General features: G+C 39.1%; 12 protein-coding genes. 10 read left to right on the forward strand and 2 right to left on the reverse strand.

Annotation, left to right across the window (positions count from 1 at the left end):
- Positions 1–17: 17 nt before the first annotated feature.
- From MHI18_RS15780 to MHI18_RS15810, 7 genes are all read left to right on the forward strand, one after another.
- Positions 18–1,007, forward strand: a complete 990-nt coding sequence (locus MHI18_RS15780) for a lipoate--protein ligase (protein ID WP_340848674.1) — start codon at positions 18–20, stop codon at positions 1,005–1,007.
- 731 nt (positions 1,008–1,738) lie between these two features.
- Entirely contained in the window at positions 1,739–3,286 is a 1,548-nt protein-coding gene (locus tag MHI18_RS15785) for a fatty acid--CoA ligase family protein (protein ID WP_340848677.1), read from the forward strand.
- Positions 3,287–3,433: 147 nt separating this feature from the next.
- Positions 3,434–4,234, forward strand: a complete 801-nt coding sequence (locus MHI18_RS15790; protein ID WP_340848678.1) for an enoyl-CoA hydratase-related protein — start codon at positions 3,434–3,436, stop codon at positions 4,232–4,234.
- 168 nt (positions 4,235–4,402) lie between these two features.
- Entirely contained in the window at positions 4,403–4,930 is a 528-nt protein-coding gene (locus tag MHI18_RS15795) for an HD domain-containing protein (RefSeq protein ID WP_340848679.1), read from the forward strand.
- Positions 4,931–5,047: 117 nt separating this feature from the next.
- Entirely contained in the window at positions 5,048–5,677 is a 630-nt protein-coding gene (locus tag MHI18_RS15800; protein WP_340848680.1) for an NUDIX hydrolase, read from the forward strand.
- A 21-nt stretch (positions 5,678–5,698) separates the two neighbouring features.
- The gene (locus tag MHI18_RS15805) at positions 5,699–6,427 is read left to right on the forward strand and encodes an AzlC family ABC transporter permease (RefSeq protein WP_340848681.1); all 729 of its coding nucleotides are present in this window, start codon (positions 5,699–5,701) and stop codon (positions 6,425–6,427) included.
- Entirely contained in the window at positions 6,420–6,725 is a 306-nt protein-coding gene (locus tag MHI18_RS15810; protein ID WP_340848682.1) for an AzlD domain-containing protein, read from the forward strand. Before MHI18_RS15805 ends, MHI18_RS15810 begins: the two co-directional genes overlap by 8 nt.
- Positions 6,726–6,734: 9 nt before the next feature.
- Here MHI18_RS15810 and MHI18_RS15815 read toward each other — a convergent pair whose 3' ends face one another.
- Positions 6,735–7,322, reverse strand: coding sequence for an SCO family protein (locus MHI18_RS15815; protein ID WP_340848683.1), 588 nt, complete (start codon positions 7,320–7,322; stop codon positions 6,735–6,737).
- 245 nt (positions 7,323–7,567) lie between these two features.
- Here MHI18_RS15815 and MHI18_RS15820 point away from each other — a divergent pair, with 245 nt between their 5' ends.
- The 3 genes from MHI18_RS15820 (at position 7,568) to MHI18_RS15830 (ending at position 12,334) form a co-directional block, all read left to right on the forward strand.
- Positions 7,568–8,830, forward strand: a complete 1,263-nt coding sequence (locus tag MHI18_RS15820) for a M48 family metallopeptidase (RefSeq protein ID WP_340848684.1) — start codon at positions 7,568–7,570, stop codon at positions 8,828–8,830.
- A gap of 154 nt (positions 8,831–8,984) precedes the next feature.
- Positions 8,985–9,794, forward strand: a complete 810-nt coding sequence (locus tag MHI18_RS15825) for a YitT family protein (RefSeq protein WP_340848686.1) — start codon at positions 8,985–8,987, stop codon at positions 9,792–9,794.
- 971 nt (positions 9,795–10,765) lie between these two features.
- Positions 10,766–12,334, forward strand: a complete 1,569-nt coding sequence (locus MHI18_RS15830) for an IS1182 family transposase (protein ID WP_340846018.1) — start codon at positions 10,766–10,768, stop codon at positions 12,332–12,334.
- Between the two features lie 100 nt (positions 12,335–12,434).
- On the opposite strand, the gene MHI18_RS15835 is transcribed toward MHI18_RS15830, so the two are convergent.
- Positions 12,435–12,668, reverse strand: a complete 234-nt coding sequence (locus MHI18_RS15835) for an IDEAL domain-containing protein (protein WP_340848688.1) — start codon at positions 12,666–12,668, stop codon at positions 12,435–12,437.
- Positions 12,669–12,816: the final 148 nt, after the last annotated feature.

Consider the following 12,816-nt stretch of genomic DNA (forward strand, 5'->3'; position numbering starts at 1 on the left):
AAGCAGGAGAGAAGAAGATGTTATTTATCGATAATAAAGGCATACATGATCCAATGATCAATCTGGCCATAGAGGAACATGTTCTACGTAATCTTGATGTTAACGAAAGTTATCTATTATTTTACATAAATGAACCTTCCATTATCATTGGGAAAAATCAAAATACAGCAGAAGAAATAAATACAGAATATGTTGAAGAAAATGGAATCAAAGTAGTGCGTCGATTATCAGGCGGAGGCGCTGTTTATCATGACCTAGGAAACTTGAACTTCAGTTTTATAACTAAGGATGATGGAGAGAGCTTCCACAACTTCCAAAAGTTCACTGAACCAGTTGTGAAGGCACTGAAAAAGCTGGGAATTAACGCGGAGCTGAGCGGGAGAAATGATATTCTTGCGGAAGGAAAAAAAATCTCTGGGAATGCTATGTTTTCAACGCGTGGACGGATGTTCAGTCACGGAACCTTAATGTTTGATGTCAATGTCGATGATGTAGTAGCTTCACTAAAAGTGAAAAAAGACAAAATAGAATCTAAAGGCATTAAATCTGTTAGAAGCAGGGTAACCAATATTGCAGATTTTCTAGAAAACCCAATTACAATTGAAGAATTTAAATCACTTATTCTAAAGTATATTTTTGAAGGCAGTGAGGAAGTTCCTGAATATGTATTGACGGAAGAGGATTGGAATAAAATCCATGAGATTTCAAAAGAGCGTTATCAGAGCTGGGATTGGAATTATGGGAAATCACCAAAATTCAACCTGCAGAATTCACATCGTTTTCCGGTAGGCTCAATTGATATTCGTCTAGAAGTGAACAAAGGACGCATTGAAAGCTGCAAAATTTACGGAGACTTTTTTGGTGTTGGAGAAGTAGCTGAAATTGAAGAATTATTGAATGGTGTGCGTTATGAAAAAGAAGCCATTGCAGACGCATTAGCCGATCTGGATGTTACTCATTATTTCGGAAAAGTAACAAAAGACGAGTTAATCAATTTAATCTATTAAAAGAAGCAGCGTGTCTATTCTATATTTTAGGATATGACACACTGCTTTTTTATTTACTAGTAATTACATTATTTTCAGTTTTATGGAAAGATTTTCTTGATAGGTCTATTCTCTTTTAATATAATATATTGGAAGCGCTTTTTTCTTCAATTTATGAATGACTATTCATTCATAAAACTGGATAATTATGAAAAAGGAAAAGCGGATGCCTCCGCATTTCAGGTTGTCTAGGTGCGGCGCCTAGGCCTTCGGGTCATAAGCCCATCCTCTCCGCAAGGTAAAGAGCACCTTGCTCTGAGACTGTTCTTATGCCTGTCAGGCCTGAACAAGGCGCCTCCGCATTTCAGGTTGTCTAGCTGCGGCGCCTAGGCCTTCGGGTCATAAGCCCATCCTCTCCGCAAGGTAAAGAGCACCTTGCTATGAGGCTGTTCTTATGCCTGTCAGGCCTGAACAAGGCGCCTCCGCATTTCAGTGTCCAGCTGCGGCGCCCTGCTCGTTTTGGAATAGATGAGTGTCCCCAAAAGGCAAGAACAGCCTTTTAGGTCCACCCCCTATTTCCTTCACGAGCAAACCAGGGCGCCTCCGCATTTCAGGTTGTCCAGCTGTGGCATCCTGCTTGCTGTGGAAAAGATGAGTGTCCCCAAAAGGCAAGAACAGCCTTTTAGGTCCACCCCCTATTTCCTTCGCAAGCATAACGGATGCCTCCGCATTTCTTTTAAGGAGGGGTATTTGTGAATTTATCGGATCAGCTTCACCGTACGGCTCAGGTTAAGGCAGATAAGCCAGCTTATTATTTTATGGACAAAGGGACATCTTATGGGGAATTAGATGCATCGATTACAATGTTTGCAGATCAGCTGCATAAACTAGGGATTTCGAAGGGAGACCATGTCGCCCTGCTTATCGGGAACTCGCCGCATTTCATCATTGGGATGTATGGTGCATTAAGGGCAGGTGCAACAGTCATACCTGTTAATCCGATTTATACACCTGATGAGATTGGGTTTATCATGAATAATGGAGATGTTAAGGCCATTATTGCACTTGATTTACTTGTCCCGCTGTTAGAAAAAATGAATCCTGTGTTGTCTACAGTAGAGCATATGATTATATGCGAGACAGGTGCAGATCAGAGTGGAATGGATAGTAGTCAATTATCTATATACCCAAAAATGAAATCGTTTACACAGTTAGTTTCTTCTGGTGATAGTCAGTTTAAAGGGCCTATTTTAGATGAAGAGGATGTTGCTTTAATCTTATATACATCCGGAACGACAGGAAAACCTAAGGGAGCGATGCTTACTCATCGCAATTTGTATTCGAATGCGCAGGATGTCAGTGATTATTTGAAAATCAATGAAGATGATCGAGTGGTAACCACACTTCCTATGTTTCATGTGTTTTGCATGACGGTTGCTTTGAATGCGCCCTTAATGAGTGGCGGAACACTGTTGATTGTTCCTAAATTCAGTCCAAAAGAAGTATTCAGGTTGATAAAGAAATATGAAGCAACGGTTTTCGCCGGCGTTCCAACCATGTTTAATTTCCTTTATCAATATCCAGATGTAGACCCGAATGAATTATCCTCGCTTCGGTTATGTATTTCAGGAGGCTCTGCCATGCCTGTCGCGATATTAAAAGCTTTTGAACAAAAGTTCAATGTGTTTATTTCGGAAGGGTATGGGCTATCGGAAGCTTCACCGGTCACCTGTTTTAATCCGCTGGATCGTCCAAGGAAAGCTGGATCAATCGGCACATCGATTATTCATGTTGAAAACAAGGTGGTCGATGAACTTGGGGAAGAAGTACCGGTTGGACAGGTTGGCGAATTAATTGTTAGAGGTCCTAACGTTATGAAGGGGTATTATAAGCTGCCTGAAGAGACAGCAGCCACATTAAAAGACGGCTGGCTTTATACGGGAGATTTAGCCAAAATGGATGAGGAAGGGTACTTCTTTATTGTAGATCGTAAAAAGGAATTGATTATTGTCGGTGGATTCAATGTTTATCCTCGTGAGGTGGAAGAAGTGTTATTTAACCACCCGGATATTATTGAAGCAGCAACTATCGGAGTTCCAGATCCAAACCAAGGTGAAGTTGTTCATAGTTTTGTGGTGACAAAAAATGCAGACTTAACTGAAGATGAGATAATTGCCTATTGTGCAGAACATTTAGCGAAATATAAAGTGCCGAAACAAATAGAATTCTTATTTGAACTTCCTAAAAATACAACTGGAAAAATATTGCGACGTTCATTGAAAACTCAGTTTCAGAAATAAAAAAAGATCCAGCTGACAGACACGAGTTGTTTGATTCAGCTGTTTTTTTTTCATTTTCTGCACATTAAAATTCCAATCTTAAATAAGATAATTAAATTTCCTGCTTACCCCTGACTGAAAATGGGAATAGACCTATATACAAACAGAATGGTGAGGAAGGAAGTGGGAGCAGTGCCTTGTATTTTATATGAAGTTGAATCCAGCATTGCACATATTACAATCAATCGGGAAGAAGCCCTTAATACGATAAATTTAAAAATGATTAAACGATTACAAGATGTAATTAATGATATTGCGGTCAATCCGCAAGTGGGTGTGGTGATCATTTCAGGAGCCGGACAAAGGGCGTTTAGTGCCGGAGGTGATTTGCATGATCCAGCCTTTTCAGAAAGCTCAGAAATGGTTGAAACCTTAAAAAAACTTAATGATCTATTAGATAGTATTGACAATCTGCCGCAGCCTACGATTGCAGCGATTAATGGCTACGCTTTTGGAGCCGGCTTTGAATTAGCTTTAGCCTGTGATTTCCGTATAGCCGTTGACCAAACACTTATGGGACTGCCGCAAACGAATATCGGTTTAATTCCTGGTGCTGGTGGTACACAAAGACTGCCTCGTCTAATTGGAGAAACAAAGGCACTTGAATTAATTCTGACCGGAAAACGGGTCACTTCACTTGATGCCTATCAATATGGTTTCATTACCAAGGTTGTTTCTAATCAAACTCTTGAAGAAGAAGCCGTTAATATGGCTAAGATTATGCTCAGAAATGGTCCGCTGGCTTTACAACAGGCTAAATTTGCGATTAAAAATGGCTTGAAGACAGATATTCAACAAGGTAAAAAAATAGAAGAATTATGTTTTGCAAAAACAGCAGCGAGTGAAGATTTTCTTATAGGCTTACATGCTTTTTTTGAAAAAAAACCAGCAGAGTTTCATGGGAAATAAAAGCTGAACATGCACGCTCCATATTCGGACATAATAAGATAATTAATTCCCTCTAGCAAATAGCGCAGCTCTTCAGTGAACTGTTTATTTCCTTGTCAATCAACTAGAAAAAAGGTAATATTAATTTTAAAAAAATTTACCTATTACAACTAGAAAGGAGAGATAAACTTGAGAGATGTCACCCTCCAGAATATATTTGAACACCACATTGCCCAGAAATATTTGACCCGCTCAGGAATCGCACATGCTATTTCGGTTGCATACCATGCGTTTAATCTAGCCAAGGAAGAAAATCTAGACGTGGACATAGCTGCAAAAGCAGGACTGCTCCATGATATGGGTCACTTTACTTGGTATCGTAATGGGAAATGGGATTATGATCTCTATCGGCAGAATGATATCCATGCGATTAAAGGTGCAGAACGGGCACACAAGCTGCTGATTCGCTTGGGAGAAAACCCCATACGTGCCCGAACCATTGCACTGGCTATTTTGTTCCACACAGATTCATTCCTGCCTACGAATGATATTGAACGAACTGCTCTACAGCAAATTGTAAAGAAAGCCGATGAAAAGGATGAAGAAGAAGGCGGTCTTCATCACTATCGGGAAATTGACTTGGAACGCGCAAGGGAGAGTATTCGAAGATTGGACAACCTAATAGATGCCGAAGAAGATAAAGAGCTGTCATCCTAAAAACGATGGCGGCTCTTTATTGTTATCAATTAACAGCCTAGAAAACTTTTTAAGGAAAAAGTATACTAATAGAAAATGTTACAAGTAAAGAAATGACTATATATAGGAGGAATCATCATGGAAACAGAGCGGCTGCGAATTTTTGATGAACAGTATAATGAAATTGGCTCCTTGCCTCGAAAAGAGGTTCATAAACAAGGTCATTGGCACGAAACGTTTCATTGTTGGTTTGTTAGGCGAGAGAACAATCAGACGTTTCTAACTTTGCAGTTGCGCAGTAAGATGAAAAAGGATTTCCCTAATCTCCTTGATATTACAGCTGCCGGACATTTATTAGATACGGAATCTGTTCAGGACGGGGTTAGGGAAATTGAAGAGGAAATTGGTATAAAGGTAAATATGACAGACCTTATTCCAGTCGGAAGAATTAAGAATGAATTGATTTTTAATCAATTTATAGACCGAGAGTTTTGTCATGTATACCTATATGTAACAACCCTTGAAAATGAACAGTTTACGCTGCAGGAAGAAGAGGTTTGCGGTATGTTTCAGGCAAGACTTGAAGACCTGAAAGCCTTATACAAGGAGAAGACATCTGAAATTAAGGTAAATGGATTTACAGTAGGTGAAGACGGAAGTAGGAGTGAGGGGGTAATCGCTGTTAGGAAGGAGTCATTTGTGCCGCATGGTAAAACGTATATGCAGACCCTTTTTAAGGCAGTGGAGGCATTGTCTTTTGAAGATTAATAGAAAGATGGAGGCTTAGGGATGACAGAAGCAAATAGTCAAAATGAGTCTCCTGCATTTCATATAGGTGTAAAAGCAGGTACGGGTATTGCTATCGGGTACGCCCCAATTGCTATTACCTATGGTTTACTGGCGAAAACCACCGGACTCACTATGGGGGAAACTCTTTTATTAAGTATGGTTGTTTATGCAGGAGCTGCTCAATACATAGCCTTAAATTTATTGGCATTAGGAACTGGAGCAATAGAAATCATTTTGACCACCTTTATTGTGAATATCCGTCATTTTCTGTTATCTGCTTCTTTGAATGAAAAAAGCAGGAAAGAAGATAGTATGTTCAAAAAGATGATCTATGCTTTTGGTATTACCGACGAAACGTTTTCCGTGGCCGCTGTTAAGCCTGGAGAATTAACCGCAGGCTATATGTTTGGGCTGAATGTGACCGCTTATGGCAGCTGGGTGCTTTTTTCTGGAATCGGTCATCTATTTGGAGCGAGTCTTCCTCAAATCCTCCAGGAGAGCATGTCAGTAGCGTTGTATGCGATGTTTATTGGATTGTTGGTTCCAACTTTGAAAGGATCGTGGAAGCTTTTCTTTTTGGCCGCTATCGCTGCTTCCTTTAATTGTATCTTTATCATGGGAGACATACTAAGCAACGGTTGGGCAATTGTTGCTTCTGCTCTTCTATCTGCCATTCTCGTGGAACTCCTTAGTACACTGAGAGAAAAGGCAGGTGTTCATCATGAGTAGCAGTATCATTCTGATGATTGCAGCCATGGGTATGGTTACATATATTCCTAGAATGCTGCCCTTTGTTATGTTGAATGGCAGAGAACTGCCGCCGTTTCTTCAGCGAGTATTAAAAAATATTCCGTATGCAATCTTAGGGGCGTTAATCTTCCCAGGGGTTCTCTATATTCAAGAAGACATCCGATTTGGTGTTGTCGGTGCTGTATCTGCGTTTGTACTCGCTTATCTAGGAGCGAACATCATGGTCATCATTGTTGGAGCCATAGTAATCTTGAGTTTATGTTCGCTCTTTCTATGACTCCATCTTTTACTTAACTTCTTTCATAATCCGTTCATAAACTTTATCTTTGTCAAAACTGTCTTCGCCCATTCCGAATACTTTGATCACCCGATTATTTTTATCAAGGAGATAGGTGGCGCTGGTATGGACAAAATCCCCGTTGCCAGATTCACGATATTGAAAGTTAAATTGGTCGGCGAGTTTTTGGGTATCTTTCACACTGCCGCGAAGAAATTCCCAGCCAGCTGTCTTGCCAGCGTCAAAATTTGCTGCATAATCATTGAGAGTCTGCTCTGTATCTACTGTTGGATCAATAGTAACGGTTAAGAATTCAACTTGGGTGTCAAACACCTTAGCGGCTGTTAATTGGTTCTGGAGCTTTTTCATTTGAAAGGTAGTAGTGGGACATATATCTGGACAAGCTGTGTAAATAAACTCAAGCAGGCGGACCTTAGGAGCCATTTCTTCAAAGCTAAATGTGGATCCGGTATGTGTGGTCATAACGATTTCTTTTGGGAAATCCATTTTTGATTCACGATATTCACTAAAGTAATAAATACCAGTACTAATTCCAATGATTAAAAGTGTACAAAAAATGACATAAAGCTTTTTCATATCGTCCATCCCCTTATTCTATTATTCAGAAAGCGAAAAACAGGTAAAATATTCTAATGCTTTCGTACTATTTAACTATACACAACAAAATTGGGAATGGATTGTGAAATTAAGTGAAATAAAGAAGATTGTTTGAACATTCTCTTACAATTAAGTGGACAAACTTCCTTTAACTGGTTTTGGTTCTATCTTGTCCTTTTTTAACTACACTAGATAGAGATGATTGATGATTAGGGGGAAATGACATGGCTAGAAAATGGGCGGGAACGGCTATTGTGATATATTTTCTAATCTTGGTGTTTATGTACTTGTATCTTTTCAATGGAGATACATCACTACCTCAACAGTGGATAGGTACGGCTGCTGATCCGGCAACCTTTTTAAATGCACGGGAATTAATGTTAAGTGAGCAGTACTCTCAAATAAGGAATTTTATGTTTTTTGCTTATAATGCTTTTGACTGGATTGTCTATTTCTTTATTCTTTTGTTCGGACTATCTCGCGTATTTGAAAGGGTAGCGGCGAGCCAATCAAAATGGAAAATCGTACAAGCAGGCGTTTATTTATTTTTACTCTCTCTGCTTTCCTATGTTGTGACGTTTCCACTAAGCTATATTAGTTATAATTTAAGTAAAAGTTATCATATCAGCACCCAGACTTTTTCTTCCTGGATGAAGGATGGTCTCATTGATTTTTGGGTCAATTTTGGTCAAATGGTTATTATCGTTTCCGTTTTATATTGGTTGATCAATAAGAGCCCGAAGAGATGGTGGTTTCATGCCTGGCTCCTATCGATTCCATTTTTCTTTTTTATGATGTTTATTCAGCCTGTGGTCATTGACCCGCTCTATAATGATTTTTATCCGCTGAAAAACAAAGAATTAGAAACCGAGATTCTAAAGCTTGCGAGTCAAGCTGATATCCCAGCGGAACATGTTTATGAAGTGAATATGGCTGAAAAAACCAATGCGCTTAACGCCTATGTCACAGGAATTGGTGCCAACTCTCGAATTGTTTTGTGGGATACAACCCTTAATCGGTTAAAGGAAAAGGAAATACTCGTCATTATGGCCCATGAAATGGGGCATTACGTTGAAAAACATATTTATATAGGAATTGCAGGTTATTTAATTCTCACTTTTGCTGGGCTATGGTTAACAGCAAGGTTAATGAAGAGCATCATCACTCGGTACGGTAAGGTACTAAAGATTACAGGTGTTGGAAACCTTAGTTCACTCCCGCTTTTTTTACTGATTACCGCGATGCTGCTCTTTGCATCCAGTCCGCTTTCTAACTTTGTGTCGCGCTATCAGGAAGAGAGGGCTGACCAGTATGCGATGGAGATGCTCGAAGATAAAGAGAGTGCCATTACGATGTTTCAAGAATTAACGCGTTCTGGACTAAGTCAAGTGAACCCGCCCCTGTTAGTAAAATGGTTTCGGTATTCACACCCGACTATGTTGGAACGAATAATATCTGTAGAAAATTATCATACTGTAGAGGAATAAGCCGGAGAATCGGCTTATTTTTTATGAAAAGGAAGGATATTCAGAGGCTTTGATAAAGATTTCCATTATCAGAAAAAACTATTAAATTTTCACTTTATTCGCTCTCTACTATAATAAAGGAAATTGGAATTATATATGCAGGGAGATAGGTAGGATGAATAAGGTATTAGCCATTATTATTGGTTCAATTATTGTCGGTGTTGCATACAATATGTTTTTAATTCCTCATAAAATATTGAGCAGCGGTTTAAGCGGAATCGCCATTATGCTTGGAATCATTAGCCCGTTTAATACAGGAATTCTTAACTTTTTACTCAATCTGCCTCTGTTGATATTAGGGGTATTAAAACTTGGTAAACAATTTATTAGTTATACCATTTTGTCTGTTGTTGTCCTTTCTATCAGCTTATACGTAATCCCTATTCATGCTATTTCAACTGAACCCATTCTTTCTTCCTTATTTGGCGGAGTGCTGACAGGAGCTGGGATTGGCATAATTTTTCGTGCTTCAGGTTCATCAGGCGGTTTTGATATTATCGCTATGCTGCTGCAGAAGAAAAATGATTTTCCTTTAGGCACACTTCTTTCTGCTATGAACGCCGTGGTTGTGGTTATTTCAGGTTTTGTATTTGGCTGGGATGCAGCGCTGAACACTTTAGTAGCGATTTATGCAACGGGAAAAGTGATTGATACGATTCACACCAATCATATTAAATTAACCTTAATGATTGTTACGAATAAGGGTGATGAATTAAAAACGAAGTTATTGGCTAACCTTTATCGGGGAATTACGATGATGGATGGTCAAGGCGCATATACAGGGCAAGAACGAAAAATTTTAATGACTGTCATCACACGTTATCAATTAACAGAAGTTAAAGTGTTGATCAATGAAGTGGATCCAGATGCGTTTGTTAATATCACTGAAACAACCGAAGTCGTCGGGATGTTCCACCGTGGTTAAAGTGTAAAAAGCCTCTCCAATAAGGAGAGGCTTTAGGCTTCTTTAAAATGGGGTGTTGAGTTCCGTTCCAGGCGTTTCGCTTTCCGCGGGCAGGCGGTGAGCCTCCTCATCGCTTACGCTCTTGCGGGGTCTCACCTGTCCTGCTATTCCCGCAGGAGTCTTCACGCCTTCCACTTCAATCAACTGTCTACATGTAGGCTGCAAGTCAAATCGTTCTATTTTAAATAGACTTATATCCATTTTGAGGGATAAATATGCTTAAGCCAGAATACCTCCATGAAAAGTATTCAAAACTCAAAAAAGGTCCCGAGTAATTACCCCGAACCTCTTTAGTCTGTAGACAAAAGGAGATTGGAATTAGAAAATTCCGATTCCCTATAAATACTTTGGCCTCTACCTCTGAATACATATCCTTCACCAAGTCATAAATGAAAGTGAAGTCAATGGCCGCCTTCATTTTGCGAACCAAATGGTTAGGTGGCACCATTTGATGTAATATAACATTTCAAATGGGTCTCGCTGAATAGAATCATGTTTAGAAAACATCCTTATCACCTATGTTTTAATCCTTCTATCCTTAAACAAAGTGCCTCGAGGATATCTAAAAGGTAAAACAAAGTTGATTGGAACGGAAGGTACGAGACTCCTGCGGGAAAAGCGTGTCTAGGTGAGACCCCGCAGGCGAAAGCCGAGGAGGCTCACCGACCGTCCGCGGAAAGCGAGTGCCTGGAGTGGAAATCAATGTCATGTTATACAAACCATAAAAATAGACAAACTAAGGTTTTCACCCGAGTTTGTCTACAGACTAAAGAGGCTGGGACAAAACCCTGCTCTAAAATGAAAAAAAGCCGGTGAAAATTTTACGATACGTAAAATTTTCACCGGCTTTGTCTTTTTACTCATAACATAAGGACACTTTCTGCTAAAATTAAGTCACCACAACAAAAATTCAAACAGAAAGAAGTGTCCTTATGTTTAAAGAGTATAACATGAATCAATTAGTTTTGCCTTTAGATTTAGAAGTGAAATTACACAAAAATGATCTTGCCTTCCACGTCCATCACTTAGTTGAAAGTATTCCTCATGAAGCGTTGGAACCTTTCCTGCGAAATGAGGGCTGTCCTGCCTATCATCCACGCATGATGTTGAAAATTATCTTATGTGCCTATACGCAATCTGTTTTTTCAGGGCGGAAAATGGAAGCTCTTTTACAGGACAGCCTCCGAATGATGTGGTTAGCACAAGGATATGAACCAAGTTATCGCACCATTAACCGTTTTCGTGTTCATCCAGAAGTAAAGGAATTAATCCGGCAATGTTTCGTTCAATTCCGTTGCCAGCTTGTTCAAGAGAAACTCATTGATCAAGAAGCAATCTTTATTGATGGAACAAAGATTGAAGCGAATGCGAACAAATTTACATTCGTGTGGAAAAAGTCTATTGAAAACTATCATAAAAGCTTAATCGAAAAATCTAATCAGTTATATGATGAGCTCATTGAAAAAGAAATCATTCCCGAAATCGAACGAGAAAACGTAGAGCAATTGTCCTCAGACGAGTTGGCTCAAGTGGTTCAAAAAGTAGAGGATGTCATTTCTGAATATGACAAAGAAATAGAAGCATCTTCAGATGCGGCAGAACGAAAAACGTTAAGAAGCGAACGAAAATTTCCAAAACAAGTACGGAAACAAGTCCTAAATTTACTTATAAGAAAACAGAACTATCAGCGAGACTTTGAAATCTTTGGCACCAGGAATAGTTATTCAAAAACAGACCCCGATGCGACCTTTATGCGAATGAAAGATGATTATATGAAGAACGGTCAATTGAAAGCTGGTTATAATCTTCAAGTCGCAACAGAAGGCCAATACACCCTGGCCTATAGCCTATTTTCGAATCCGACCGATACTCGCACCCTCATTCCGTTCTTAGATCAAATTGAGCAAAATTATTTCGAGTTGCCGAAGCACATCGTCGCAGATGCCGGATATGGAAGCGAACAGAATTATGATGATATTCTTTCGAATCGTAAAAGGGAAGCATTAATTACCTATGGGATGTACCAGAAAGAGCAGAAGAAAAAATACAAACAAAACGAATTTAATCCAGACAACTGGCAGTATGATAAAGAAAACGATACATACACGTGTCCGAATCAGCAGCGTTTGGTCTTCAAAAATCATTCCGTGCGTACGGACAAATCAGGATTCACACGCGAGTTCAAACTATATGAGTGTGAAAACTGCACAGGCTGTCCATTCCGTTCCTCTTGCACCAAAGCAAAGGAAGGTACGAACCGAAAATTAATGGTGAATGAAAAATGGGAACAGCAAAAAGAATATGTAAGAGCGAAGCTTTCAGAAGAAAAAACAAGTTCCATCTACCGTCAACGGAAAATAGATGTGGAACCAGTTTTTGGATTTTTGAAGGCTAATTTGCGTTTCAACCGATTTTCTGTCCGCGGACAGAAAAAGGTTGAAAATGAAATGGGATTTGCATTAATGGCCGTGAATATAAGGAAATTCGCGGTCAGTAGGTAAGGTTTCATAGAGGAAAACCGAAAAAAGTGAAATGGAGTTAATCCATTTCACTTTTTTTGATAATTGAAGCTAGTTATGTCCCAGCCTCTTTTTTTACTGTTTAACCAAACAAGGTTATTAAATGTTTCATCTCATGGCTTAATAGCATAAATTCTTTTTTGTCTTTCAAATCAAGAGCGTCATCAATCTGCTTCTGGAGTTTACTCTTCTTCTCCTTGAGTATGGCTTCGTGGATGATCATATCAATAAAGACTTCTTGCAATGTGGCATTTACTTTTCGCTTTTTTAAGCTTGAGGACTCTGCCAAATCTGAATATGACTTATCATTTTTCATGAAGACCACTCCTGACACTTTTTATTATTATATGAGCAAAGAGGATATAAATTCAACAGAAAATTCAAAATATTTTTAAAATGAATAGTTTGTACGATTATTTTTACTTTTATTGTAAGTTTATCAGAATATTTTGTGTATTTTAGTG

It is taken from the genome of Peribacillus sp. FSL H8-0477 (assembly GCF_038002765.1).
GTDB lineage: Bacteria > Bacillota > Bacilli > Bacillales > DSM-1321 > Peribacillus.

What these genes read in the sequence shown, in the direction of transcription:
- MHI18_RS15780 (WP_340848674.1), top strand. Translation starts at nt 18, where the DNA reads ATGTTATTTATCGATAATAAAGGCATACATGATCCAATGATCAATCTG.
- MHI18_RS15790 (WP_340848678.1), top strand. Translation starts at nt 3,434, where the DNA reads ATGGTGAGGAAGGAAGTGGGAGCAGTGCCTTGTATTTTATATGAAGTT.
- MHI18_RS15800 (WP_340848680.1), top strand. Translation starts at nt 5,048, where the DNA reads ATGGAAACAGAGCGGCTGCGAATTTTTGATGAACAGTATAATGAAATT.
- MHI18_RS15805 (WP_340848681.1), top strand. Translation starts at nt 5,699, where the DNA reads ATGACAGAAGCAAATAGTCAAAATGAGTCTCCTGCATTTCATATAGGT.
- MHI18_RS15810 (WP_340848682.1), top strand. Translation starts at nt 6,420, where the DNA reads ATGAGTAGCAGTATCATTCTGATGATTGCAGCCATGGGTATGGTTACA.
- MHI18_RS15815 (WP_340848683.1), bottom strand. Translation starts at nt 7,322, where the DNA reads ATGAAAAAGCTTTATGTCATTTTTTGTACACTTTTAATCATTGGAATT.
- MHI18_RS15820 (WP_340848684.1), top strand. Translation starts at nt 7,568, where the DNA reads ATGGCTAGAAAATGGGCGGGAACGGCTATTGTGATATATTTTCTAATC.
- MHI18_RS15825 (WP_340848686.1), top strand. Translation starts at nt 8,985, where the DNA reads ATGAATAAGGTATTAGCCATTATTATTGGTTCAATTATTGTCGGTGTT.
- MHI18_RS15830 (WP_340846018.1), top strand. Translation starts at nt 10,766, where the DNA reads ATGTTTAAAGAGTATAACATGAATCAATTAGTTTTGCCTTTAGATTTA.
- MHI18_RS15835 (WP_340848688.1), bottom strand. Translation starts at nt 12,668, where the DNA reads ATGAAAAATGATAAGTCATATTCAGATTTGGCAGAGTCCTCAAGCTTA.